The sequence below is a fragment of the Pseudonocardia sp. Cha107L01 genome (assembly GCF_052566575.1).
Genome location: NZ_CP199579.1, coordinates 8,188,834 through 8,212,088, shown reverse-complemented (window position 1 = coordinate 8,212,088; position 23,255 = coordinate 8,188,834). Strand labels below are relative to the sequence as shown.

22 protein-coding genes are annotated in these 23,255 nt (G+C 71.7%); 17 read left to right on the top strand and 5 right to left on the bottom strand.

Features of this window, described 5'->3' with window-relative positions:
* Positions 1–173: 173 nt before the first annotated feature.
* The 8 genes from ACTXG6_RS38740 to ACTXG6_RS38705 all read left to right on the top strand — a co-directional run bounded on the left by ACTXG6_RS38740 (position 174) and on the right by ACTXG6_RS38705 (position 7,344).
* Entirely contained in the window at positions 174–926 is a 753-nt protein-coding gene (locus tag ACTXG6_RS38740; protein ID WP_445184283.1) for a helix-turn-helix transcriptional regulator, read from the top strand.
* Positions 923–2,374 (top strand): Fe-S cluster assembly protein SufB, encoded by a 1,452-nt coding sequence (gene sufB / locus ACTXG6_RS38735; RefSeq protein WP_445184282.1) that lies wholly within the window; start codon positions 923–925, stop codon positions 2,372–2,374. Before ACTXG6_RS38740 ends, sufB begins: the two co-directional genes overlap by 4 nt.
* Positions 2,371–3,579, top strand: a complete 1,209-nt coding sequence (gene sufD / locus ACTXG6_RS38730; protein ID WP_445184281.1) for a Fe-S cluster assembly protein SufD — start codon at positions 2,371–2,373, stop codon at positions 3,577–3,579. The genes sufB and sufD overlap by 4 nt, the downstream gene beginning before the upstream one ends.
* Positions 3,580–3,635: 56 nt before the next feature.
* Complete coding sequence (gene sufC, locus ACTXG6_RS38725; RefSeq protein WP_445184280.1) at positions 3,636–4,418, top strand: Fe-S cluster assembly ATPase SufC; 783 nt, start codon at positions 3,636–3,638, stop codon at positions 4,416–4,418.
* Positions 4,419–4,428: 10 nt separating this feature from the next.
* Positions 4,429–5,709, top strand: a complete 1,281-nt coding sequence (locus ACTXG6_RS38720) for a cysteine desulfurase (RefSeq protein ID WP_445184279.1) — start codon at positions 4,429–4,431, stop codon at positions 5,707–5,709.
* Positions 5,709–6,215, top strand: coding sequence for a Fe-S cluster assembly sulfur transfer protein SufU (sufU, locus tag ACTXG6_RS38715; RefSeq protein WP_445184278.1), 507 nt, complete (start codon positions 5,709–5,711; stop codon positions 6,213–6,215). Before ACTXG6_RS38720 ends, sufU begins: the two co-directional genes overlap by 1 nt.
* Before the next feature lie 71 nt (positions 6,216–6,286).
* Entirely contained in the window at positions 6,287–6,643 is a 357-nt protein-coding gene (locus ACTXG6_RS38710) for a metal-sulfur cluster assembly factor (protein WP_445190226.1), read from the top strand.
* Between the two features lie 395 nt (positions 6,644–7,038).
* The gene (locus tag ACTXG6_RS38705) at positions 7,039–7,344 is read left to right on the top strand and encodes a WhiB family transcriptional regulator (RefSeq protein WP_445190225.1); all 306 of its coding nucleotides are present in this window, start codon (positions 7,039–7,041) and stop codon (positions 7,342–7,344) included.
* Positions 7,345–7,379: 35 nt separating this feature from the next.
* On the opposite strand, the gene ACTXG6_RS38700 is transcribed toward ACTXG6_RS38705, so the two are convergent.
* The 4 genes from ACTXG6_RS38700 to ACTXG6_RS38685 are packed head-to-tail and all read right to left on the bottom strand — an operon-like array spanning position 7,380 to position 10,908.
* Complete coding sequence (locus ACTXG6_RS38700; protein WP_445184277.1) at positions 7,380–8,447, bottom strand: adenylate/guanylate cyclase domain-containing protein; 1,068 nt, start codon at positions 8,445–8,447, stop codon at positions 7,380–7,382.
* A complete protein-coding gene (locus tag ACTXG6_RS38695; RefSeq protein ID WP_445184276.1) occupies positions 8,444–8,893 on the bottom strand; it encodes a universal stress protein in 450 nt (149 codons plus the stop codon). The genes ACTXG6_RS38700 and ACTXG6_RS38695 overlap by 4 nt, the downstream gene beginning before the upstream one ends.
* Positions 8,894–8,931: 38 nt before the next feature.
* Positions 8,932–10,104 (bottom strand): lycopene cyclase family protein, encoded by a 1,173-nt coding sequence (locus ACTXG6_RS38690; protein WP_445184275.1) that lies wholly within the window; start codon positions 10,102–10,104, stop codon positions 8,932–8,934.
* 12 nt (positions 10,105–10,116) lie between these two features.
* A complete protein-coding gene (locus ACTXG6_RS38685; protein ID WP_445184274.1) occupies positions 10,117–10,908 on the bottom strand; it encodes an SDR family oxidoreductase in 792 nt (263 codons plus the stop codon).
* Positions 10,909–11,123: 215 nt separating this feature from the next.
* On the opposite strand from ACTXG6_RS38685, the gene ACTXG6_RS38680 reads away from it, so the two are divergent.
* The 5 genes from ACTXG6_RS38680 to ACTXG6_RS38660 all read left to right on the top strand — a co-directional run bounded on the left by ACTXG6_RS38680 (position 11,124) and on the right by ACTXG6_RS38660 (position 16,698).
* Entirely contained in the window at positions 11,124–12,752 is a 1,629-nt protein-coding gene (locus tag ACTXG6_RS38680; protein WP_445184273.1) for an ABC-F family ATP-binding cassette domain-containing protein, read from the top strand.
* Positions 12,753–12,919: 167 nt separating this feature from the next.
* Entirely contained in the window at positions 12,920–13,129 is a 210-nt protein-coding gene (locus ACTXG6_RS38675) for a helix-turn-helix domain-containing protein (RefSeq protein ID WP_445184272.1), read from the top strand.
* 18 nt (positions 13,130–13,147) lie between these two features.
* The gene (locus ACTXG6_RS38670; RefSeq protein WP_445184271.1) at positions 13,148–13,948 is read left to right on the top strand and encodes an enoyl-CoA hydratase/isomerase family protein; all 801 of its coding nucleotides are present in this window, start codon (positions 13,148–13,150) and stop codon (positions 13,946–13,948) included.
* 74 nt (positions 13,949–14,022) lie between these two features.
* Positions 14,023–14,661, top strand: a complete 639-nt coding sequence (locus tag ACTXG6_RS38665; RefSeq protein WP_445184270.1) for an alpha-ketoglutarate-dependent dioxygenase AlkB — start codon at positions 14,023–14,025, stop codon at positions 14,659–14,661.
* Between the two features lie 150 nt (positions 14,662–14,811).
* Positions 14,812–16,698 carry an ABC transporter ATP-binding protein gene (locus ACTXG6_RS38660; RefSeq protein ID WP_445190224.1) on the top strand — a complete coding sequence of 629 codons (1,887 nt, stop codon included), beginning with the start codon at positions 14,812–14,814 and terminating at the stop codon, positions 16,696–16,698.
* Between the two features lie 953 nt (positions 16,699–17,651).
* Here ACTXG6_RS38660 and ACTXG6_RS38655 read toward each other — a convergent pair.
* A complete protein-coding gene (locus ACTXG6_RS38655) occupies positions 17,652–18,236 on the bottom strand; it encodes a TetR/AcrR family transcriptional regulator (RefSeq protein WP_445184269.1) in 585 nt (194 codons plus the stop codon).
* Positions 18,237–18,424: 188 nt separating this feature from the next.
* Here ACTXG6_RS38655 and egtA point away from each other — a divergent pair, with 188 nt between their 5' ends.
* The 4 genes from egtA to egtD are packed head-to-tail and all read left to right on the top strand — an operon-like array spanning position 18,425 to position 23,194.
* A complete protein-coding gene (gene egtA / locus ACTXG6_RS38650; protein WP_445184268.1) occupies positions 18,425–19,696 on the top strand; it encodes an ergothioneine biosynthesis glutamate--cysteine ligase EgtA in 1,272 nt (423 codons plus the stop codon).
* Entirely contained in the window at positions 19,693–21,063 is a 1,371-nt protein-coding gene (egtB, locus tag ACTXG6_RS38645; protein ID WP_445184267.1) for an ergothioneine biosynthesis protein EgtB, read from the top strand. Before egtA ends, egtB begins: the two co-directional genes overlap by 4 nt.
* 5 nt (positions 21,064–21,068) lie before the next feature.
* Positions 21,069–22,172 (top strand): ergothioneine biosynthesis protein EgtC, encoded by a 1,104-nt coding sequence (gene egtC, locus ACTXG6_RS38640; RefSeq protein WP_445184266.1) that lies wholly within the window; start codon positions 21,069–21,071, stop codon positions 22,170–22,172.
* Between the two features lie 50 nt (positions 22,173–22,222).
* Positions 22,223–23,194: an L-histidine N(alpha)-methyltransferase gene (egtD, locus tag ACTXG6_RS38635; RefSeq protein WP_445184265.1), complete on the top strand. Its 972-nt coding sequence runs from the start codon at positions 22,223–22,225 to the stop codon at positions 23,192–23,194.
* Positions 23,195–23,255 lie beyond the last annotated feature (61 nt).

Below are 23,255 nucleotides of genomic sequence, written 5' to 3'. Positions count from 1 at the left end.
CCCAGCCGCAACTCGCCGTCATCGAACGTCAGCGCGGAGTGAGAGTCCAGAGTGAGGCGGGTCACCACGGGGGGCCCGCCTTGGACGTGCGAGCTGAAATACGCAACACTGGTGTTGTGAAAACCACCGGAGCTGCTCCGGCGACGGTCGAGAGGCCGGCGCCGGACGAGGGCGTGCGCGCCGGGACGGCCGATTCCGGCCTCCGCGCCACGGTCTCCGACGGTGGCACCCGGGTCGCGGTGGCCAGGCAGCTGCTCGAGCACGGCCCGGTGCCCGCCGTCGAGGTGGCCGCCGAGCTGGAGCTCAGTGTCGCCGCCGTCCGCCGGCACCTGGACGTCATGCTCGCCGACGGCGAGGCGACCACCCGCGAGGCCCCCCGCCGCGGCCCCCGGGCACGGGGCCGGCCGGCGCGGCTGTACCTGCTGACCGAGGCCGGCCGGGTGCGGTTCGGGCACGGCTACGACGACCTGGCCGTCGCCGCGCTGCGCTACCTGGCCGAGACCGGTGGCCCGGACGCGGTGCGGCACTTCGCCGAGCGCCGCGCCACCGAGCTGGTCGAGCGGCACCGGATCGGCATCACCGAGGGCGAGACGGTGGCCGAGCGGGCCAGCGCGCTGGCCGAGGCGCTGACCGCCCAGGGCTACGCGGCGGCGGCGCGCCGGACCGGCAACGGCGAGCAACTCTGTCAACATCACTGCCCGGTGGCGCACGTCGCGGCGCAGTTCCCGGAGCTGTGCGAGGCGGAGACCCACGTGTTCGCCGAGCTGCTCGGCACCCACGTGCAACGGCTTGCCACCATCGCCCGCGGCGACGCCGCGTGCACCACACACGTCCCACTCGGCATTCCCGATCGCGGCCACCAACCGCGCGCCGAGCGGCAGAACGAAACCACCACAACCATCCCGAAAGGGAGGCAGCGCGTATGACTACCGCTCCTGAGCGGACGGCTGAGACGCCCCAGACGCAGCTCACCCAGGAGGAGACCATTGCCTCCCTGGGGAACTACGCCTTCGGCTGGGCGGACTCCGACGCGGCCGGCACCAACGCCCGGCGCGGTCTCTCGGCCGACGTGGTCGCGAACATCTCGGCCTTGAAGAACGAGCCGGAGTGGATGTTGGAGAGCCGGCTGAAGGGGCTGAAGCTGTTCGAGCGCAAGCCCATGCCGCGCTGGGGTGCCGACCTGTCCGGCATCGACTTCGACAACATCAAGTACTTCGTGCGGTCCACCGAGAAGCAGGCCGCCACCTGGGACGACCTGCCGGCGGACATCAAGAACACCTACGACAAGCTGGGCATCCCGGAGGCGGAGAAGGCCCGGCTGGTCTCCGGTGTCGCCGCGCAGTACGAGTCCGAGGTCGTCTACCACGCGATCCGTGAGGACCTCGAGGCGCAGGGCGTGATCTTCCTGGACACCGACACCGCGCTGCGCGAGCAGCCGGAGCTGTTCCGGGAGTACTACGGCTCGGTCATCCCGCACGGTGACAACAAGTTCTCCGCGCTCAACGGTGCGGTGTGGTCCGGCGGGTCCTTCATCTACGTGCCGCCCGGCGTGCACGTGGACATCCCGCTGCAGGCCTACTTCCGGATCAACACCGAGAACATGGGCCAGTTCGAGCGGACGCTGATCATCGTCGACGAGGGTGCCTACGTGCACTACGTCGAGGGCTGTACGGCGCCGATCTACTCCTCGGACTCGCTGCACAGCGCGGTGGTGGAGATCATCGTGAAGAAGGGCGGCCGGTGCCGCTACACGACGATCCAGAACTGGTCGAACAACGTCTACAACCTGGTCACCAAGCGGGCCAAGGCCGAAGCCGGCGCCACCATGGAGTGGGTCGACGGCAACATCGGCTCCAAGGTGACCATGAAGTACCCGGCCGTCATGCTGATGGGCGAGTACGCCAAGGGCGAGGTGCTGTCCATCGCGTTCGCTGGTGAGGGCCAGCACCAGGATGCCGGCGCCAAGATGACCCACCTGGCGCCGCACACCAGTTCCACGATCATTTCCAAGTCCGTGGCCAGGGGTGGCGGACGCACTTCGTACCGGGGCCTGGTGCGGGTGAACCCGAGAGCGCACCACTCGCGCTCGACGGTCAAGTGCGACGCACTCCTGGTCGACCAGATCAGTCGCAGTGACACCTACCCCTACGTGGATGTGCGCAACGACGACGTGTCGATGGGCCACGAGGCCACCGTGTCCAAGGTCAGTGAGGACCAGCTCTTCTACCTGATGAGCCGTGGTCTGACCGAGGACGAGGCGATGGCCATGGTGGTCCGGGGATTCGTCGAGCCGATCGCCCGCGAGCTGCCGATGGAGTACGCGCTGGAGCTGAACCGGCTGATCGAGCTGCAGATGGAGGGTTCTGTCGGATGACGACAGAGGTCAGTGGTTTGGCCCCGGAGCTCGCCGGGGCGAAGAAGGGCACCGGAGTGGTGCCCGCCGCGTCGGCGGGGGAGCGGTTCACCTCCTACGACCCGGCGGCCTTCGAGGTACCCAGCGGGCGCGAGGAGAACTGGCGCTTCACCCCGATGCGCCGGTTACGCGGGCTCGCCGGGCCGTTGGACACAGCCACGGCTCTGATCGACGGCAAGGCCGAGTTCCGGGTGTCCGGACCGACCGAGGGCCTGACCGTGGAGACGGTGGCGGCCGCCGACCCGGCGGCCGACCCGCGCATCGGGGAGGCCGGCGCGCCGGCCGACCGGGTGGCGGCGCTGGCGTGGTCGGGGTCCCCGGCGGCCACCGTGGTCACCATGGAGGGCCAGCTCGAGCCGGTCACCATCACGGTGGCGGGCCCGGGCGCCGGGCGCACCGCGCTCGCCCACCTGCAGCTGCGCGCCGGCACCCATGCCGAGGCGGTCGTGGTCCTCGACTACACCGGTTCCGGCACGCTCGCCGACAACGTCGAGGTGGTGCTCGGCGACGGCGCCAAGCTGACCCTCGTGGTGATCGACGACTGGGCCGACGACGCGGTGCACGTCGGCGCCCAGCACATCCTGGTCGGCCGCGACGCCACGCTGCGCGCCACCACGGTGAGCCTCGGTGGCGACCTGGTGCGGATCAGCCCGACGGTGCGCTACGCCGGGCCCGGCGGGGACGCCGAGCTGGCCGGGCTGAGCTTCGCCGACGCCGGGCAGCACCTGGAGCACCGGCTGCTGGTCGACCACTCCGCGCCGCACTGCCGCTCGAACGTGGTCTACAAGTCCGCGCTGCAGGGCGAGGACGCGCACACGGTGTGGATCGGCGACGTGCTGATCCGGGCCGGGGCCGAGGGCACCGAGACCTTCGAGCTGAACCGCAACCTGCTGCTGACCCAGGGTGCCCGCGCCGACTCGGTGCCCAACCTGGAGATCGAGACCGGCGAGATCGCCGGCGCCGGGCATGCCAGCGCGACCGGCCGGTTCGACGACGAGCAGCTGTTCTACCTGCGCTCGCGGGGCATTCCGGAGACGGTCGCCCGCCGCCTGGTGGTACGCGGCTTCTTCAACGAGATCATCAACCGGATCTCGGTGCCGGCGCTGCGCGAGCGGCTCGAAGCAGCTGTCGAGGCCGAGCTGGCCGCCATGAACGACGAACGGTAGACGCCTCCGTCCGGTTCGACACTTCCCACCACACACGATCTGGAGCACGAGCACACATGTCCACCCTTGAGATCAAGGACCTGCACGTAGAGGTACGGGCCGGGTCCGGGTCGGATCCGGAAGCGAAGGAGATCCTGCGCGGCGTCGACCTGACCGTCCGGTCCGGCGAGACGCACGCGATCATGGGTCCGAACGGGTCCGGCAAGTCGACCCTGGCCTACGCGATCGCCGGCCACCCCAAGTACGAGGTCACCTCCGGTGAGGTGCTGCTGGACGGCGAGGACGTTCTCGCGCTGAGCGTGGACGAGCGCGCCAGGGCCGGGCTGTTCCTGGCCATGCAGTACCCGGTCGAGGTGCCCGGGGTCTCCATGTCGAACTTCCTGCGCAGCGCGGCCACCGCGGTGCGCGGCGAGGCCCCCAAGCTGCGCCACTGGGTCAAAGAGGTCAAGGCCGCGATGACCGACCTCGAGATCGACTCGGCGTTCGCCGAGCGCAGCGTGAACGAGGGCTTCTCCGGCGGTGAGAAGAAGCGGCACGAGGTGCTGCAGCTCTCCCTGCTCAAGCCGAAGTTCGCGATCCTGGACGAGACCGACTCCGGGCTCGACGTGGACGCGCTGCGGGTGGTGTCCGAAGGGGTCAACCGGTACAAGGCCGAGGGTGACGTCGGGGTCCTGCTGATCACGCACTACACCCGGATCCTGAAGCACATCACCCCGGACGTGGTGCACGTGTTCGCGGCCGGGCGGGTTGTCGCCTCCGGTGGCGCCGAGCTGGCCGACGAGCTGGAGGAGCACGGCTACGTGCGCTTCACCAGCGGTTCAGCCACCGCCGCCCAGTAGGGAGCCCGACGTGACCGAGCTTGATGTCGGCAAGCTGCGGGCCGACTTCCCGATCCTGTCCCGCACCGTGCGGGACGGTAAACCGCTGGTCTACCTGGACTCCGGGGCGACCTCGCAGCGCCCGCGCCAGGTGTTGGACGCCGAGCGGGCGTTCCTCGAGCAGCACAACGCGGCGGTCCACCGCGGCGCGCACCAGCTCGCCGAGGAGGCCACCGACGCGTACGAGTCGGCCAGGGCCCGGATCGCCCGGTTCGTCGGTGTCGAGCCGGGCGAGGTGGTGTTCGTCAAGAACGCCACCGAGGGCGTCAACCTGGTCGCCTACGCGATCAGCAACGCCAGCATCGGCTACGGCGCCGGCGACCCGGCCTCCCGGTTCGCGGTCGGCCCCGGTGACGAGATCGTGGTCACTGAGATGGAGCACCACGCGAACCTGGTGCCCTGGCAGGAGCTCTGCCGGCGCACCGGTGCCACCCTGCGCTGGTTCTCGGTGGGTGCGGACGGCCGGCTGGACCTCGACTCCGACGAGGCGCGCAACCTGATCAACGAGCGCACCAAGCTGGTCGCCTTCGTGCACCAGTCGAACGTGCTCGGCACGGTGAACCCGGTCGAGGAGCTGGTCCGCCGGGCCCGCGAGGTCGGCGCGCTGGTGCTGCTGGACAGCTGCCAGTCGGTGCCGCACGGGCCGGTGAACCTGGCCGCGCTCGGGGTGGACTTCGCGGTGTTCTCCGGGCACAAGATGCTCGGACCCTCCGGGGTCGGAGTGCTCTACGGCCGGGAGGACCTGCTCGCCGCGATGCCGCCGTTCCTCACCGGCGGCTCGATGATCGAGCTGGTCCGGATGGAGGGCTCGAGCTACGCACCGCCGCCGCAGCGCTTCGAGGCCGGCGTGCCGATGACCTCGCAGGCCGTCGGGCTGGCCGCCGCGGTCGACTACCTGACCGCGATCGGCATGGACGTCGTCGCCGAGCACGAGCGCGAGCTCACCTCGGCGGCGCTGGCCGGGCTCGCCGAGCTGCCCGGGGTGCGGATCATCGGTCCGACCGGCCTGGACGACCGGGGCGGCGCGGTGTCCTTCGTGGTGGACGACGTGCACGCGCACGACGTGGGTCAGGTGCTGGACGACGAGGGCGTCGCCGTCCGGGTCGGTCACCACTGCGCCTGGCCGCTGCACCGCCGCTTCGGGGTGGCCGCCACCGTGCGGGCCAGCTTCGCGGTCTACAACACGGTCGACGAGGTCCGGGTGCTGATCGACAGCGTCCGCACCGCGCAGAAGTTCTTCGGGGTTGCCTGATGCAGCTCAACCAGATGTACCAGGAGATCATCCTGGACCACTACCGCAACCCGCACGGCGCCGGCCTGCGGGAACCGTTCGACGCCGAGTCCTTCCAGGTCAACCCGACCTGCGGCGACGAGGTGACGCTGCGGGTGTCGCTCAAGAGCAACGGCACGGCCGCCACCGACACCGGTGACTCGCTCGTGGTCGCCGACGTGTCCTACGACGCGCTGGGCTGCTCGATCAGCCAGGCCGCCGCCTCGGTGCTCACCGACCTGGTGGTCGGGCGCAGCGTGGCGGAGTCGATGCGCATCCTGGACGCGTTCCAGGAGATGGTGCAGAGTCGGGGCACGGTCGAGCCGGACGAGGACGTACTCGGTGACGGAGTGGCCTTCGCGGGCGTGGCAAAGTACCCGGCCAGAGTGAAGTGCGCGCTGCTCGGCTGGATGGCGTTCAAGGACGCGGTCGTCCGCGGCACAGAGGGATCCGGCACGGCACCGGGAGTGAACGGAGCAAAGAAGTGACTGACGTACAGCCCGACACGACACCCGCAACCGACACCGACGGCACCGAGGTGGTGCGCGGCGCGGCAGGCATGCCCGAGCCGGCCGCCGCACCGAGCGCCGGCACGCCGAGCCTGGACGACCTCGAGGAAGCGATGCGCGACGTCGTGGACCCCGAGCTGGGCATCAACGTGGTCGATCTCGGCCTGGTCTACGACATCCGGGTGGACGACAACAAGGTCGCCCTGGTGGACATGACACTCACCTCGGCGGCCTGCCCGCTGACCGACGTCATCGAGGACCAGACCCGTTCCGCGTTGGTCGGCTCCGGCGGCAGCGGCCTAGTGGACGACGTCAAGATCAACTGGGTCTGGATGCCGCCGTGGGGCCCCGACAAGATCACCGAGGATGGCCGGGAGCAGCTCCGGGCGCTCGGTTTCACGGTCTGACACCCTCGCTCGGACCGGCCGATTGTTATGAGCCCGCTATGTCTATGAGGGTTCCTAGCAATTAACGCTAGGGCGCTGCGTCCTACGCTGGTAGCGTTCCGAATCGTTCGGGGTACTACTTACGTAGCATCCTTCGCGCGCCGCCCAGGCGCCACCTGCGTGTCTTTTGACGAACCCGCAGGTCAGCCGCACATCTCATCCTTCAGGTTGGGCTGTTGTCCACCTTAAGGAGGAGATGGTTCGGTCCGTGAGAGGGACGCCCCCAAAGCCGCCACCCGGCAGGCTGAATCACTGAGCGACCCGTGTCGCTCAGTGATAGAGGGGGTAAGACAGTGTTCGTCGCGAAGATTCCGCTTGACGGCGGAACCATCAGTGCGGGCAGCTCGCAGTACACCCTGGCTCCCGACCTTGGTGGGCTGCTCGCAGCCGCACCGGGCGCCGAGGTAGGGCTGCCGTGTCGTACCGAGGAGGCGGACCTCTGGTTCGCCGAGCACCCGGAACAGCTGGGCCGCGCGCAGGCCCTGTGTCAGGAATGCCCGATCCGCAGGCAGTGCCTCGCCGGCGCCCTGAACCGGCGCGAGCCGTGGGGCGTCTGGGGCGGCGAGATCTTCGAGCGGGGGCGGGTGATCCCGTTCAAGCGGGGTCGCGGCCGGCCGGCGAAGATCAAGCAGCAGTCGTACCAGGAGTCGACGGTCGCCTAGAGACGCGTTCTAGGGGGCAGCCTTCCAGAGGCGGCCTAGTAAGAGGATTCGGAGTCCGCGCGAGTCAGTTCCCACTGTTGGAGGTGCCGGTAGCCCCGGACAGCCAGAGGCCGGCGCGAATGCAGTCGGAAGCGTGAGTCGTGCTCGAGTGCCGCGGCCAGGTTGCGATCCACCAGGATCCGACCTGGCCGCGCGTGTGCCGTGAGCCGGGCGGCGATGTTGACCGCCTCGCCGTAGACATCGCCGAACCGGGTCACCACCTCGCCGACCGCGAGGCCGATCCGCAGCTCCGGCAGCGACGGCGTGGCCGCGAGCCGCTCGACCAGCTGGAGTGCGATCTCCACACAGTCCGGTGCGGCGTCGGCGACGAACAGCACCTCGTCACCGACCGTCTTGACCACGCGGCCCCGGCAGGTGGCCACCACGTCGGTGGCCACGCCCTGGAAGTCCCCGATCAGCTTGGTCAGGTCGGTCGGGCTGAGCCGGCGGGTGGCCCTGGTGAAGCCGACCAGGTCCGCGAACCCCACGGTGAGGGTCTGGGTCTCCGACTCGCCGGGCGTCGCGGCGAGCACCCGACCGGCCGCGGCGGCCAGGTGCCGTCGCCAGACGTAGCCCTGCATCTGCTCGAGCAGCGGGATGACGCGTTCGGTGATTTCCATCATCTCGCGCTCGTCCACGGTGCGGTGCCCGTAGTCGAACAGCTGGTACAGCATCTCGATCTGCCAGTCGGCCAGGCCGGCCATCGCCTGCCCGACCGAACGGGCCACCGCGTCCTCGACGGCGACCGGAAGCAATCCCGCCTGCCGCAGCAGCTCGAGCTGGCTCAGCGCGTCCCGGTCGCCCTCGGTGAAGACGACCTCGTCATCCGGCACCTCGGCGAACCCGAGGGAGCGCCACAGCTGGATCATGAGATCGGGATCCATGCCGCTCTCCGCGAGCAGCTGGGCCCTGGTGTAGCGCCGAGGCCCGCCCAGGATGAGCTCCTCGAACTGCCGGTGCCGGGCGTCGTCGTCCTGCCGCACCTCGGGACTGGTGCCGAGGTCGAGCAGCCGGCCGAGCCGGCCCAGCCAGACGCGCTCCCTGGCGGGAGCGTGATCGGTCACGTCGTATGGACGATGAGCACATCGACGCCGGAACGGCGGGCCACGCTCTGCGGGACCGAGCCCAGGATCCGGCCGCTCAGCGTGTTGAGCCCGACACTGCCGACCACCAGCAGGTCCGCGTTGCGGTCGTCCACGGCGTCGCTCAGCGCCTCGACCGGGCTGCCCTGCACGGCGATGGTGTCGACCTTCTGGGCGCCGCCGGAGCGGGCCCGGGTGGCCGCGTCGCGCAGCAGGCTCTCGGCGGGCGCGGAGCCGACCACCTGGTAGGCCTCGCTGCCCAGGGCGTCGGCGGCGGCCCTGACCTCTTCGCGGCTGGCCGGTTCGTAGGCGCACACGATGACCAGCTCGGCGCTGCTGTCGCCGGCGATGGAGCCGGCACGGTCCACCGCGCGCAGCGAGGTGTCGGAGCCGTCCGTACCCACGACAATTTTCTGGTAGGAGCCCACCGGGAGCCTCCTTCTTGTGGCGTCTGTTAGGTCAGAAACTACTCCACGTTGCTCCATGTGGTTGACTCGGGAGGGGCGCTGACCAGCAATGAAGACCCAATCAGGCGAAGTCGGACCGGCCAGCTCGTGGTCGCGAACATACCCGTCATAGCGGCGGCGGTACCGGCGAAATCGGTTCGGCCGCTGAGGTAGGCGCGGCGCCGGCGGTCCGGCAGCGCGAAAAATCCTTCGAAGAAGGCCGGCAGCTGCGCCGGCGGCAGTCGCAGCAGGCTCTCCAGGCCACGCCGGCGCAGCAGGTGCACCGCCCGCGCCGGAGCCGGCCAGAGCACCGCCCGGGTCGCGGCGAGCGCGGCGGCCGGCCCGTCGGGGAGCGCGGTGGCCGCCGCCGCGGCCGCCGCCGGAGCAAGCCGCAGCGCCTCGGCCAGCTGGTAGCCGGTGGCCGGGTGGGTGAGCGGGGCGGCCGCGCCGAAGCCGAGTACGCCGGGGCCGGCGTGGCGCGGCAGGTCGAGAGCGAAGCGCACCACCTCGCGCGGGGCGTCGGCGGGCGGCCGGATCCGGTGCGCGGCGAGCCTCGCGCGCAACCGTGCGGTGAGGGTGTCCAGGTCGAGGCCCGGCCGGCGGGCCAGCGAGGTCTCCTCCAGCAGTACCCGGCCGCCGCCCAGCGGTACCGCGTAGAGGAACGTCGGCCAGCCGCCGGGGCCGCCGTGCTGGCGCCAGTCCATGAACAGCGCGTCACCGGCCGGCAGCAGTGGCGCGGCCAGCTCGGCCGGCACCACCACACCGACCGCGGTCTGTTCGGCGCGCACCCGGGGCCGGGGCCGCCGCACCGAGAGCGGTTGCGCCGCGCCGCCGGCGTCGATCACCAGCCCGGCCGGTGGCAGCGCGCCCCGCTCGGCCCGGCCCCGCTCGACCCGCACCCCGGCGGCGGCGAGCCGCTCGTCCAGGTGGGCGCGCAGGGCCGGCACGTCGAGCACCGCGTAGCGCCGGTTCAGCGGGTGCTCAGTGGCCGCGATGGCCCGGCCCGCCACCGCGGCCGCCACCACCGAGTCCGGCAGCTCGGCGGGCAGCTCGTCGAGCCAGGCGCCGTAGGTCGCGCGCCACGGCCGGCCCGGCGCCGGGTCCAGCACCCGGGTGCGCAGCCCGCGCTCACCGCAGGCGGCGGCCACCGCGCGCCCGGCCGGCCCGGCGCCGACCACCAACACGTCCAGCACAGTGGCGCGAGCTCAGCCCAGGCTGCCGGTGGACAGGATGCCGCCGTCCACCCGGACGGTCTCGCCGGTGATCCAGGACGCGGCGTCGGAGACCAGGAAGCCGACCAGCTGGGCGACGTCCTCCGGGGTGCCGAGGCGCTTCATCGGGTAGGCGTTGGCCACCTGCTCCTCGCGCCCCGTGTAGAGCGCGCTGGCGAACTTCGTCTTGACCACGGCCGGGGCCACCGCGTTCACCCGGATCGACGGGCCGAGCTGCCAGGCCAGCTCCTCGGTCAGCCGGATGAGCGCGGCCTTGGCCGCCCCGTAGGCGGCGATCACCCCGGTGGAGCGGAACCCGGCGGTGGACGCGAGGTTCACCACCGCGCCGCCGTGCTCGCCCATCCAGGCCCGGTACGCCTCCTGCAGGTAGCCAAGCCCGGCCACCACGTTGATGTCAAAGACCTTGCGCACGCCGTCCAGGTCGGCGTCCATCAGGGGGCCGTAGACCGGGTTGACGCCGGCGTTGTTCACCAGGATGTCCAGCGAGCCGAAGCGCTCGACCGTGGTGGCCACGGTCTCGGCCCGGGACGCCGCGTCGCCGGCGTTGCCGGGCAGCCCGAGCACCCGCTTCGCGGCGTCCGGGACGTCGGTGGCGAGCTTCTCGGCGGCCGCGGCGAGTTCGTCGGGCTTCCGGGCGGTGATCGTCACCGAGGCGCCCCGGGAGAGCAGCTCGGCGGCGATCCCGTAGCCGATGCCCCGGCTGCCGCCGGTGACGACGGCGACGCGGCCGGTGAGGTCGGACAGGTCGGGGGTGACAGCGGTCATGGACGCTGACCCTAATCGGAGTACCCCCTTCCTTTACACTGGAGTGCGTGGTCCGGACGAGCTAAGCCGCCTGGATGCCCACCAGCCACGGCTGGCGGGCCAGACTGCCCTGTCCGACACTCGTTTGGAGTTCTTCCCGTGTCCTGGCTCGTCCCCTGGCAACTGGTTCTCGTGGTTCTCGCGGCTTTCGCCGCTACGGCCCAGGCTGGTCCCGCATGATCACCGCGACCGACATCGAACTGCGTGCCGGCGCGCGCACCCTGGTCGCGGGCGCCAACCTGCGGGTGGCCGCCGGCGACCGGATCGGCCTGGTCGGGCGCAACGGCGCCGGCAAGACCACCAGCATGCGCGTGCTGGCCGGTTCGGCGCAGCCCTACGGCGGCTCGGTCACCGCCACCAGCCAGGTCGGCTACCTGCCCCAGGACCCGCGCGAGGGCGATCTCTCGGTGTCCGCCAAGGACCGGGTGCTCTCCGCGCGCGGGCTCGACCAGCTGCTGCGCGAGATGGAGAAGGCGCAGGGCGCGATGGCCGAGCTGGTGGACGGCGCCGAGCGGGACCGCGCGGTCCGCGAGTACGGCCGCATCGAGGAGCGCTTCTCCGCGCTCGGCGGGTACGCAGCGGAGAGTGAGGCGGCCCGGATCTGCGCCCACCTCGGGCTGCCGGACCGGGTGCTGGAGCAGACCCTGGAGACGCTCTCCGGCGGTCAGCGCCGCCGCGTCGAGCTGGCCCGCATCCTGTACGCGGCCAGCGATGCCGGCTCCGGCGGCCGCTCGGCCACCACACTGCTGCTGGACGAGCCGACCAACCACCTGGACGCCGACTCGATCAGCTGGCTGCGGTCGTTCCTGCAGCGCCACGAGGGTGGCCTGGTGGTGATCAGCCACGACACCGAGCTGCTCGGCGCCGTGGTCAACAAGGTCTGGTACCTGGACGCGACCCGCAGCGAGATCGACAGCTACAACCTGTCCTGGCAGCGCTACCTCGACGCGCGCGCCACCGATGAGAAGCGCCGCCGCCGCGAGCGGGCCAACGCGGAGAAGAAGGCCGCCGCGCTGCACCTGCAGGCGGCCAAGATGGGTGCCAAGGCGACCAAGGCGGTGGCCGCCAAGAACATGGCGCGCCGGGCCGACAACCTGATCGCGGGGCTCGACGACGTACGGCAGAACGACAAGGTCGCCAAGATCAGGTTCCCGGAACCCGCGCCGTGCGGCCGCACCCCGCTGACCGCTGAGGGGCTCGCGAAGTCCTACGGCTCGCTGGAGATCTTCGCCGGGGTGGACCTGGCGATCGACCGGGGCAGCCGGGTGGTGGTGCTGGGCCTCAACGGCGCCGGCAAGACCACGCTGCTGAAGCTGCTCGCGGGGCAGGAGCAGCCGGACAGCGGCGAGGTGCTGGCGGGCCACGGGCTGCGGCTGGGCTACTACGCCCAGGAGCACGACACCCTGGACCTGGACGCCACCGTGTGGGACTGCATCCGGCACGCCGCCCCGGACGCCCCGGAGCAACGCCTGCGGACCCTGCTCGGCGCCTTCCTGTTCTCCGGCGACCAGCTCAAGCAGATCGCCGGCACGCTGTCCGGTGGCGAGAAGACCAGGCTGGCGCTGGCCGGGCTGGTCAGCTCAGCGGCCAACGTGCTGCTGCTGGACGAGCCGACCAACAACCTCGACCCGATCAGTCGGGAGCAGGTGCTGGACGCGCTGCGCCGCTACGAGGGCGCTGTGGTGCTGGTGACCCACGACCCGGGCGCGGCCAACGCACTGCACCCCGAGCGAGTGATCGTGCTTCCCGATGGGACCGAGGACCACTGGTCCGCGGACTACCTGGAACTCGTCACGCTGGCCTGATCACCCGAACGCGTATCAATGATCACCCAGACGCGAAAGCCATTTGGCCGAACCGTTCGCCGATCTCTATGTCGATCTCCTGGCGTTGATCGGGTCCGGTGGATCATCATGTCGCCACCAAGGGATCTGGCGGAGCGATCCCGAACCGGCGAAGGAGGGCCGACCGAGTGGCCGACCTGAAAAAGGGTGCTCGTATCACTGGCACCCAGCGGGACAAGTTAGCGAACGATCTCAAGAAGAAGTACGAGAAGGGCGCGAGCATCCGTGCGTTGGCGGAGCAGACGGGTCGTTCGTACGGCTTCGTCCACCGGGTCCTCTCCGAGACGGGGGTGACGCTGCGTGGTCGCGGCGGCGCTACCCGAACCAAGAAGAAGTAGGACGCCCTGACCCCATCAGTGCCGTCCGACCTGCTGGACCGGGCTGGGCTGACCTTCGAGGTTCGCCCACCCCGAGCAACAATCACGCTCAATCGCCCCGAGTCGCTGAACGCGCAGACGCCGCACACCTGGGCGGCGCTGGCCGCGATCGGCGACTCGCTGCGTGACCAGGTCAACGACCAGGTTCGCGTGGTGGTGGTGCGGGGCGCTGGGCGCGCGTTCTCGGCCGGGCTGGATCGACGCATGTTCGATCCAGCCGGGCTGGACGGCGTCCCGAGCATGGCCGGCCTCGCGACCATGACCGAGGCCGAGGCCGAGGCGCACCTGGCCGGCTTCCAGGCTGGTTTCGCCTGGCTGCGCGAACCGCGATGGCTCACCGTTGCGGCGGTGCAGGGCCACGCGATCGGTGGCGGGTTCCAGCTCGCACTGGCCTGTGACCTGCGGGTGGTCGCCGACGACGCGAAGTTCAGCATGGCCGAGGTGACCCTGGGCATCGTGCCCGACCTGGGCGGCACCTATCCGCTGGTACGTGCGGTGGGCTACGCCAGGGCGGTGGAGATCTGCCTGACTGGGCGCCGTGTCGGGGCGGCCGAGGCGGTGGACATCGGGTTGGCGCTGCGCAGTGTGCCCAACGCCGAGCTGGACGCCACCGTCGACCAGCTCGTCGACTCCCTCACCGCCGCGCCGGCCGGCGCCACAGCCGCGACGCTGGGGCTGCTGTCCGCCATCGTGGACGGCGCGGGGCCGGCCGAGGCGCTGGCCAACGAGCGGGCCGCCCAGGTGCGGCGGTTGCGTTCGCTCGTCGCCGGCACGGGATAGCGTACTCGAATATACGTTCGAGGTGAGCTAGTGTCGCTCTCGTGGTCGGTTCTGGGGCCGGTTCTGGGGCCGGAGTGCCCGTCGGAGAGCTCGGGTGGCAGCCGTCGCTGTTCGGCGGCGGGGACGACGCTCCGGACATCGACGAGAGCTTCGCCGGTCGCCGCCGGTACGGGCTGTCCGACGGAGCCTGGGTCGACCTGGTGCCCGGCTGGCTCAGCGGGGCGGACGCGCTGTTCGACCGACTGCTGGCGAACACCCCCTGGCAGGGCCCTCGCGAGGTGCGGATGTACGAGCGAATGGTGCTGGAGCCGAGGCTGACCCACCGCTGGGTGCTCACCGAGCGGTCACCGGTGGAGCTGGCCGAACCGGTGCTCGCCCGGATGGCCGGGGTGCTGTCCGCCCGGTACGCGGAGCAGTTCACCCAGGTCGGCGTGAACCTCTACCGGGACGGCTCGGACAGCGTCGCGTGGCACGGCGACCGGGTCGCCAGGGAGCTGCCGACGGCGACCGTGGCTCTGGTCTCGCTGGGCGCGGTGCGGCCGTTCCGGCTGCGCCCGACGGGCGGTGGCCACTCGGTCGGGCTGATGCCCGGCCCGGGGGATCTGCTGGTCCTCGGCGGTTCCTGCCAGCGCACCTGGCAGCACGCGGTGCCCAAGGTGCGCAGGGCCGGGCCGCGGATCAGCGTCCAGTTCCGGCACGCCTACCTCGGCTGACCCAGCTTGACCTGTACTTAGCTTGAGGTTGCACACTCCTAACGCGGGTGCTCGGGGAAGCGACGCGGCTGTCGCCGTGTTCGACTGAGCGGAACGATTGACGAGGAAGCGGGTGGCGCCATGGCGGGCGGCATGGGCGGCAGATCGATGATGCGGGCGGCGGCCCGGCGCGAGGAGATCGGTGAGCGGTCGGTGGCCAAGGGCACACTGCCCCGGATCTGGCTCTTCGCCAGCCCGTACCGGCGGTCGATCCTGGTGTTCCTGCTACTCACCGTGATCTCGGCGGTCATCGGCGTACTCACCCCGCTGCTCGCCGGCCGGGTGGTGGACGCCGTCATCGGCGCGGCCAAGTTGTCCAGCGCGGCCCCGGCGGTGCGCGCGGTCCTGGTACTGGCGGCCGCGATCGCCGGGCTCGCCGTGCTGGACGCGGGGGTCGGGCTGGCCACCCGCTGGCTGTCCGCCCGGATCGGCGAGGGGCTGATCCTGGATCTGCGCCGCGCGGTCTTCTCACACGTACAGCGGATGCCGGTGGCGTTCTTCACCCGAACGCGCACCGGGGCGTTGGTCAGCCGGTTGAACAACGACGTGATCGGGGCGCAGGCGGCGATCACCGACACCTTGTCCAGCCTGGTGTCGAACGTGATCCAGCTGGTGCTCGCGCTCGCGGTGATGATCGGGCTGGCCTGGCAGGTCACCCTGGTGGCGCTGGTGCTGGTGCCGGTGTTCCTGCTGCCGGCGCGTCGGATGGGCGGCACGATCGCGGGGCTGCAGCGCGAGGCGGCGAACCTGAACGCCGGGATGACCACGCAGATGACCGAGCGGTTCTCCGCACCGGGCGCCACCCTGGTGAAGCTGTTCGGCCGGCCGGCCGGCGAACGCGCCGAGTTCGGTAGCCGGGCAGCCAGGGTGCGCGACATCGGGGTGCGCACGGCGATGGTCTCCCGCGTGTTCCTGACGTCGCTCAGCCTGCTCTCCGCGCTGGCCCAGGCGCTGGTCTACGGCCTCGGCGGCTACCTCGCGGTGACCGGCCGGATCGCGCCGGGCACGGTGGTCACCCTCGCGCTGCTGCTGTCCCGGCTGTACGGGCCGCTGACCCAGCTGTCCAACGCCAGGGTGAACGTGATGAGCGCGCTGGTCTCCTTCGAGCGGGTGTTCGAGGTTCTCGACCTACGCCCGATGATCACCGAGCGGCCGGCTGCCGTGGCACTGCCGGACGGCCCCGTCTCGGTGCGGCTGCGCGACGTGCACTTCGGCTACCCGTCGGCCACCGAGGTGTCACTGGCATCGCTGGAGGACGTGGCCACCCTGGACTCCCGGGGCGGCGAGGAGGTGCTGCACGGGATCGACCTCGAGGTGCCGGCCGGGTCGGTGGTCGCGCTGGTCGGGTCGTCGGGCGCCGGCAAGTCCACCCTGGCCGGACTGGTGCCCCGGCTGTACGACGTGCGGTCCGGCGCCGTCGAGCTGTCCGGGGTGGACGTGCGGGACCTGACCTTCGACGCCATCCGGGGGGCGGTCGGGGTGGTGACCCAGGACGGGCACCTGTTCCACGACACGATCCGGGCGAACCTGCGTTACGCCCGCCCGGAGGCCACCGACGCCGACCTGGTCGAGGCGATGCGCCGGGCCCGCCTCGGTGAGCTGCTGGACTCGATGCCCGACGGGCTGGACACCGTGGTGGGGGAGCGCGGCTACCGGCTCTCCGGCGGCGAGCGGCAGCGGCTGACCATCGCCCGGCTGCTCCTGGCCCGCCCGGCGGTCGTGGTGCTGGACGAGGCCACCGCGCACCTGGACTCCGAGTCCGAGGCGGCGGTGCAGGAAGCGCTCACCGAGGCGCTGCACGGCCGCACCGCGCTGGTCATCGCGCACCGGCTGTCCACGGTCCGCCACGCCGACCTGATCGCGGTGGTCGAGCACGGGCGGATCGTCGAGCGCGGTACCCACCAGGAGCTGCTGGCCGCCGAGGGTCGCTATGCCGACCTGTACCGCCGCCAGTTCGGCAACCGCCTGGTAGGCGACCTGGTGGAGCCCGCCGCCTGAGCCGCCTGAGCCGTCTGGGCTGTGTGGGCTGGCGGCGTGCCGCCCGGGCTGGCGGCGTGCCGTCTGGGGATCTCGGAGGCGCGCCGGCACAGACCGCTCGTAGGCCGCACAGACCTTGCAAGCTATGTGCGGACGGCTCGCGGTCTGTGCGGCCGCTCGAATCGGGACGGTCGTCCGCCCGGTGGTGCGGACGGCTCGGCGTTCGTTGGTCGCCCGTGTTCGCACTCGAAAGTAACGTGAGTATTGTTTTGGCTCGATCCAATCGAGACTGACGTTACTCTCGATGCAGACCTGTTCAGTCGGAACCTCTCGGCGAACCGCCGCCGCCGCGGCGAGCGCCGCCGCCGCGAACCGCCGCGAGCGCCGCCGCCGCGAGCGCCGCCGCCGCGAGCGCCGCCGCCGCGAGCGCCGCCCGAAGGTCCGAGCCAGGCTCGCAGCGACCCATTCCGCGGCCCGCTCGCGCCGCCGCGGTCCGCGGCTAGTCGAATCGGTGGCCGCGGCCGCGGTGGGCGGGTTCTCGGGCTTGCGCTGTTCGAGTCGTCGTTCGCCGCGTGCCGGTACGCCGGCTCACGCGACCTGAAGCCGCGGCTCACGCCGCCAGAATCCGCGACTCGCCGGGCCGGAGTCCCCGACTCGCGCGGACGGAATCCCCGACTCGCCGGGCCGGGATCCCCGACTCGCGCGGATGGAATCCACGACTCACGCTGCCGGAATCCCCGACTCGCGCGGCCGAGTCCCTGACTCGCGCGGCCGAGTCCCTGACTCGCGCGGCCGGAATCCCCGACTCGCCGGGCCGGAATCCCCGACTCGCGCGGCCGGAATCCCCGACTCGCGCGGCCGGAATGCCCGACTCGCCGGGGTTCGGGCGGCGGTGGGCGGGTATGCCGTGGCGTGCGGATGCGGCTGGATCGGGTGGAAGCGGGTGGTTGCGCTGCGGGTCAGTGGGCGGCGGGTCAGTGGGCGGCGGGGACCCGGACGCTGCTCTCCACGACGTCCAGGACCGCGCGCAGGTCGTCCGCCGGCAGCCCCATGGCCAGGTGCGAGACCAGGCCTTCGAAGGCGAGCTCCAGGTACCGGGTGAGCACCGGGATGGATACGTCCGGGCGGACCACGCCGGCCTCGCGCTGGCGGGTCAGCCGGAGCTGGATCGCCTCGGTGAGCCCGTGCGCGTGCTGCTCCCAGTCCGCGCGGAACATCGGGTCGGTGCGCAGCCGGCGCGACACCTCGAGCCGGGTGCCCAGCCAGCTGATCCCGGTGCCGCCGCTCGCGGCGTCGGTGAGGATGTCCCGCATCACCTGCACCAGGCCCTGCTCGGCGACGACCTCGGCCATCCGCCGGGCGTCCTGATGGGCCAGTTCGAGGAAGAGCGAGTCCTTGTCCCGGAAGTGGTGGAAGATCGCTCCCCGGGACAGCCCGGTCGCCTCCTCCAGCCGTCGTACGGTCGCCCCTTCGTATCCGTACCGGCTGAAACAGGCCCGAGCACCGTCCAGAATCTGCTCGCGGCGGGCGGCCAAGTGGCCAGCGCTGACGCGAGGCATCTACCCAGCGTAGCCGTTAGCAGGCCGTATGTACGGATTACCGCGCCCTTACGGCTTCCTGCTTTTGTCGGTCCCGTTGTGTAGCGTCGATTTCCGGTGTTCGACTCATTCGGGGGTGGTTGGTGGTGTCACCCAAGGCGGTCGCTCGGGTGTGTGACGAGGGCCGGGAGACTCTGAACGAGCGCGCTGTGCAGGTTCTGCACAGCCGCGAGGAGGCCGAAGCGTACGTGGCCTCGGTGTGCTTCAAACATGGTCCGCCGAGGCTGATCGGCGTCGAGCTGGAGTGGCTGCTGGCCCGCAGGGCCGAGCCCCCCAGTCCGCTCGATGCGGCGGTGCTCACGGCCGCGCTCGGTCCGCACACCCCTTCTTCGCTCGACCCGCTGTCCCCGGCGCTCCCGATGCCCCGAGGCTCGACCGTCACGGTCGAGCCAGGCGGCCAGGTAGAGCTCGCCAGCCAGCCGTTCGCCGATCTCGGCGAGCTGGTCCAGGCCGTCCAGTCGGACGCCGCCGAACTGCACGGTCTGCTCGACAAGCAGTCGCTGCGGCCGTATCCCTCCGGGGCCGACCCGGTTCTCCCGCCGCACCGGGTGTTGACCGTCCCCCGGTACGCCGCGATGGAGGCCGCGTTCGACCGGCTCGGTCCCGAGGGCCGGAGCATGATGTGCTCCACCGCGGCCGTCCAACCGAGCCTTGACCTGGGCGAACGCGCCGACCTCTCGGTGCGCTGGACCGCGCTGCACCTGCTCGGCCCGGTGCTGGTGGCCGCGTTCGCGAACTCGCCGGTGCTGCACGGCCGGCGCACCGGGTGGCAGTCCTCCCGGATGGCCGTCTGGCTGGCTCTGGACCCACCGCGTACCGCCCCGCCGGACCTGTGGGTCGCCGATCCGGCGGCGGCCTACGCGCGGCGGGCCATGGACGCGGGGCTGATCTGCCTGCGCAGGTCCGGCCAGGCGTGGGACGCCCCGCCCGGGGTGAGCTTCGCCGACTGGCTCGCCGGCGCGCTGCCGCAACCGCCCACGACCGAGGATCTCGACCTGCACCTGTCCACGCTGTTCCCGCCGGTCCGCGCGCACGGCCACGTCGAGGTGCGCTACGTGGACGCCCAGGCCGGCGACGAGTGGGTGGTGCCGGTCGCGGTGTTCGCCGCACTGATGTCGGCCCCGGCCACCACCGACGCGGCCATCGAGGCCTGCCTCCCGGTGGCCGGGCGCTGGCAAGACGCGGCCCGCATCGGGCTCGCCGACCCGGAGCTGGCCCGGGCGGCGGCGAAGGTCTTCACCCTGGCCGTCGAGGCACTGCCGGCGCTGGTCGGGCCGGGCCAGGTGCGCGACCTGGTCGACGGTTTCCTCGAGCGCCGGGTACTGCGCGGCCTGAGCCCGGCCGACGTCGACCCGCCCGGCCCGCCCGGGTCCGACTCGCACCGAACAGCCGATACCGACCTGAGGGGAGAGAAGTCATGACCACGGACCGTGAGCTCGCCCACCCGCTCACCGAGCTGACCCCCGATGCGTTGCGCGAGCACGTCGCGGCCGAGCTGACCAGGGGGCGGGCCCGCAGCGCGGTGCTCACCGAGTCGGTGGACGAGGCCGACCTGGTCCGCCAGCACTCGCCGCTGATGTCGCCGCTGGTCTGGGACCTGGCACACATCGGCAGCCAGGAGGAGCTCTGGCTGGTCCGCGACGTGGGCGGCCGCGAGCCGCTGCGCCCGGAGATCGATGGGCTCTACGACGCGTTCCAGCACTCCAGGGCCAGCCGGGTCGAGCTGCCGCTGCTCACCCCTCCGGAGACCAGGCGCTACGTCGCCGAGGTGCGGGAGAAGGCGCTGGACGCGCTGGAGCACAGCCCGCTGCGCGGCCGCCAGCTCGAGGAGCACGCGTTCGCGTTCGGCATGATCGTGCAGCACGAGCAGCAGCACGACGAGACCATGCTGGCCACCCACCAGCTGCGCGTCGGCGCACCGGTCCTGCATGCCGAACCCCCCCCGCGGTCGGCCGGCCCGCCGGTGCCGGCCGAGGTGTTGGTGCCGGCCGGCGCGTTCAGCATGGGCACCTCCACCGAGCCGTGGTCGCTGGACAACGAGCGCCCGGCACACCGGGTGGACGTCCCCGGCTACGTGATCGACGCCGCCCCGGTGACCAACGGCCAGTACGTGGAGTTCGTCGAGGCCGGCGGTTACACCGAGCCGCGCTGGTGGTCCGCCGAGGGCTGGCGGCACCGGGCGGACGCCGAGCTGGTCGCGCCGCGGTTCTGGCAGCGCGATGCCGACGGGCAGTGGTGGCGGCGCCGGTTCGGGGTTCTCGAGCAGGTCCGCGAGGACGAGCCGGTGGTGCACGTCTGCTTCCACGAGGCGGCCGCCTTCGCGGCCTGGGCCGGCAAGCGGCTGCCCACCGAGGCGGAGTGGGAGAAGGCCGCCCGGTGGGACCCGGCAACCGGCCGCTCCCGCCGCTACCCCTGGGGTGACGAGGAGCCGACCCCGGAGCACGCCAACCTCGGCCAGCGCCACCTGTCCCCGGCGCCGGTCGGTGCGTACCCGAAGGGCGCCTCGGCGCTCGGTGTACACCAGCTGATCGGTGACGTGTGGGAGTGGACGTCCTCTGGGTGGCACCCGTACCCCGGGTTCCAGATGTTCCCGTACCCGGAGTACTCCGAGGTCTTCTTCGGTGGCGACTACCGGGTGCTGCGCGGTGGTTCGTTCGGTACGGACCCGGCAGCGGTGCGGGCCACCTTCCGCAACTGGGACCACCCGGTCCGCCGGCAGATCTTCACCGGTTTCCGCTGCGCCCGCGACGCCACCCCGGCCGAGCTGCGCGACGGTTGGGCCCGGTAGCCGCCATGTGTCGCCATCTGGCCTACCTCGGTCCCGTTCGTTCGCTCGCCGCGCTGGTCCTGGAGCCTGCGTACGGGCTGCTGCGGCAGGCCTACGCGCCCCGCGACATGCGCGGCGGCGGGACGATCAACGCGGACGGTTTCGGCGTCGGTTGGTATCCCTCCGCCGGCTCGACCGCGCCGACCCGCTACCGCAGTGATCGTCCGCTCTGGGCCGACCAGTCGTTCGCGGAGGTCGCGGCGGTCACCGGGACGGGCGCTCTGCTCGCCGCGATCCGTTCCGCGACGGTGGGGATGCCGGTGGTGAACACCGCCAGTGCTCCCTTCACCGACGGTCGCTGGCTGTTCAGCCACAACGGCGTGGTGCTCGGCTGGCCGTCCGCCGTGGCCGGGTTGGCCGGCGAGCTGCCGGTGACCGACCTGCTCACGTTGGACGCGCCGACCGACTCGGCGCTGTTGTGGGCGATGGTCCGGCATCGGTTGCGCTCCGGCGAGGAACCGGGCTCGGCGCTGGCCGGCGTGGTCAACTCGGTCGCGGCCGCCGCACCGGGCTCGAAGCTGAACCTGCTGCTCACCGACGGCGTCCAGATCTACGCGACCGCCTGGCGACACTCCCTGGTGGTGCGTACCGAACCGGATGCGGTGACCGTCGGCTCCGAGCCGCACGACGAGGAGCCGGGCTGGACGCCGGTGCCCGAGGGCCACCTGCTGGTGGGTTGGCCCGGCCATGCCGACACGGTGCCGATCGCCTCGCCCGCTGAGCTGCCGAGGGTCGCCTGGCAGCCGAACGGTGCGGCCGTGAATGGGGTGGCCGTGAACGGGGCGGCCGTGAACGGAGCGGGGCGGAACGGGGGAGCCGCGAACGGTGCGGCAGTGAACGGGGCGGGGCGGAACGGCGCAGCGACGAACGGTGCCGGGAGGAACGGCGCCCGGCGTGCCGGTGCGGACGACGCCGCGGGCAACGACGCCGCGGGCAACGACGCCGCGGGCAACGACGCCGCGGGCAACGACGCCGCGGGCAACGACGCCGCGGGCAACGACGCCGCGGGCAACGACGCCGCGGGCAACGACGCCGCGGGCAACGACACGGAGCACAGCCCAGCCACCTGACCGAGATCCCGAACTCTGAAGACTGTCAACGCGGACCACAGAGGAGCCTGATGACTTCCGCTGTACTCGATGTCTACCTGTCCGAATCCGACGCGGAGGCCGAACTCCGGTCCGACGCCCGGGTCGGCCTGACCGCGGTGCCCAAGGTGCTGCAACCGAAGTGGTTCTACGACGCCGCCGGCAGCGAGATCTACGAACGGATCACCGCGCTGCCCGAGTACTACCCCTTCAACGCGGAACGGGAGATCCTGCGCGCGCAGGCCGGTCAGATCGCGGCCGCGTCCGGTGCCGAGGCGCTGGTAGAGCTCGGTTCGGGCTCCTCGGAGAAGACCAGGTTGCTGCTGGATGCGCTGAGCACGCACGGCACGCTGCGCAGCTACCTGCCGCTGGACGTGTCCGAGGCGGCGCTGCGCGAGGCGACCAGCGCGCTCGCGGTGGACTACCCCCGCCTGATGGTGCACGGCATCGTCGGCGACTTCACCCGACACCTGTCCCGTATCCCGGCCGCGGGCAAGCGGCTGCTGGCCTTCCTCGGCGGCACCATCGGCAACCTGATGCCCGAGGACCGGGCGGTGTTCCTGCGCAACGCGCGGGCTGTACTGCGGCCGGGGGAGCAGCTGTTGGTGGGCGTCGGGCTGGTGATCGACCCGGCCGTCATGGTGCCGGCCTACGACGACTCCCAGGGTGTGACCGCCGACTTCAACCGCAACGTGCTGCGGGTGCTCAACCGGGAACTGGGCGCCGACTTCGATGTCGATGCCTTCGAGCATCGCGCGCTCTGGAACGCCGAGCGGGAGTGGATCGAGATGCGGCTGCGCGCCACCCGGCGGATGACGGTGCACGTCGCCGAACTGGGGTTGCACGTGCCGTTCGCCGAGGGTGAGGAGATGCGCACCGAGACGTCCGCGAAGTTCCGGCCGGCCGGCCTGCGGGCCGAGCTGACCGGGAGCGGGTTCGAGCTGACCGAGCTGTGGACCGACTCGCGGCAGCGGTTCGCGCTCGCCCTGGCCACCGCCCACTGACCACCGAAAAACCCGGGCCGCACAGACGTGCCGCGGGCCGCACAGACCCTGCAAGGTCTGT

Coding starts and splice junctions, on each gene's coding strand:
- sufB (WP_445184282.1), top strand. CDS start 923: ATGACTACCGCTCCTGAGCGGACGGCTGAGACGCCCCAGACGCAGCTC.
- sufD (WP_445184281.1), top strand. CDS start 2,371: ATGACGACAGAGGTCAGTGGTTTGGCCCCGGAGCTCGCCGGGGCGAAG.
- sufC (WP_445184280.1), top strand. CDS start 3,636: ATGTCCACCCTTGAGATCAAGGACCTGCACGTAGAGGTACGGGCCGGG.
- sufU (WP_445184278.1), top strand. CDS start 5,709: ATGCAGCTCAACCAGATGTACCAGGAGATCATCCTGGACCACTACCGC.
- ACTXG6_RS38710 (WP_445190226.1), top strand. CDS start 6,287: ATGCCCGAGCCGGCCGCCGCACCGAGCGCCGGCACGCCGAGCCTGGAC.
- ACTXG6_RS38685 (WP_445184274.1), bottom strand. CDS start 10,908: ATGACCGCTGTCACCCCCGACCTGTCCGACCTCACCGGCCGCGTCGCC.
- ACTXG6_RS38680 (WP_445184273.1), top strand. CDS start 11,124: ATGATCACCGCGACCGACATCGAACTGCGTGCCGGCGCGCGCACCCTG.
- ACTXG6_RS38660 (WP_445190224.1), top strand. CDS start 14,812: ATGCGGGCGGCGGCCCGGCGCGAGGAGATCGGTGAGCGGTCGGTGGCC.
- ACTXG6_RS38655 (WP_445184269.1), bottom strand. CDS start 18,236: ATGCCTCGCGTCAGCGCTGGCCACTTGGCCGCCCGCCGCGAGCAGATT.
- egtB (WP_445184267.1), top strand. CDS start 19,693: ATGACCACGGACCGTGAGCTCGCCCACCCGCTCACCGAGCTGACCCCC.
- egtC (WP_445184266.1), top strand. CDS start 21,069: ATGTGTCGCCATCTGGCCTACCTCGGTCCCGTTCGTTCGCTCGCCGCG.
- egtD (WP_445184265.1), top strand. CDS start 22,223: ATGACTTCCGCTGTACTCGATGTCTACCTGTCCGAATCCGACGCGGAG.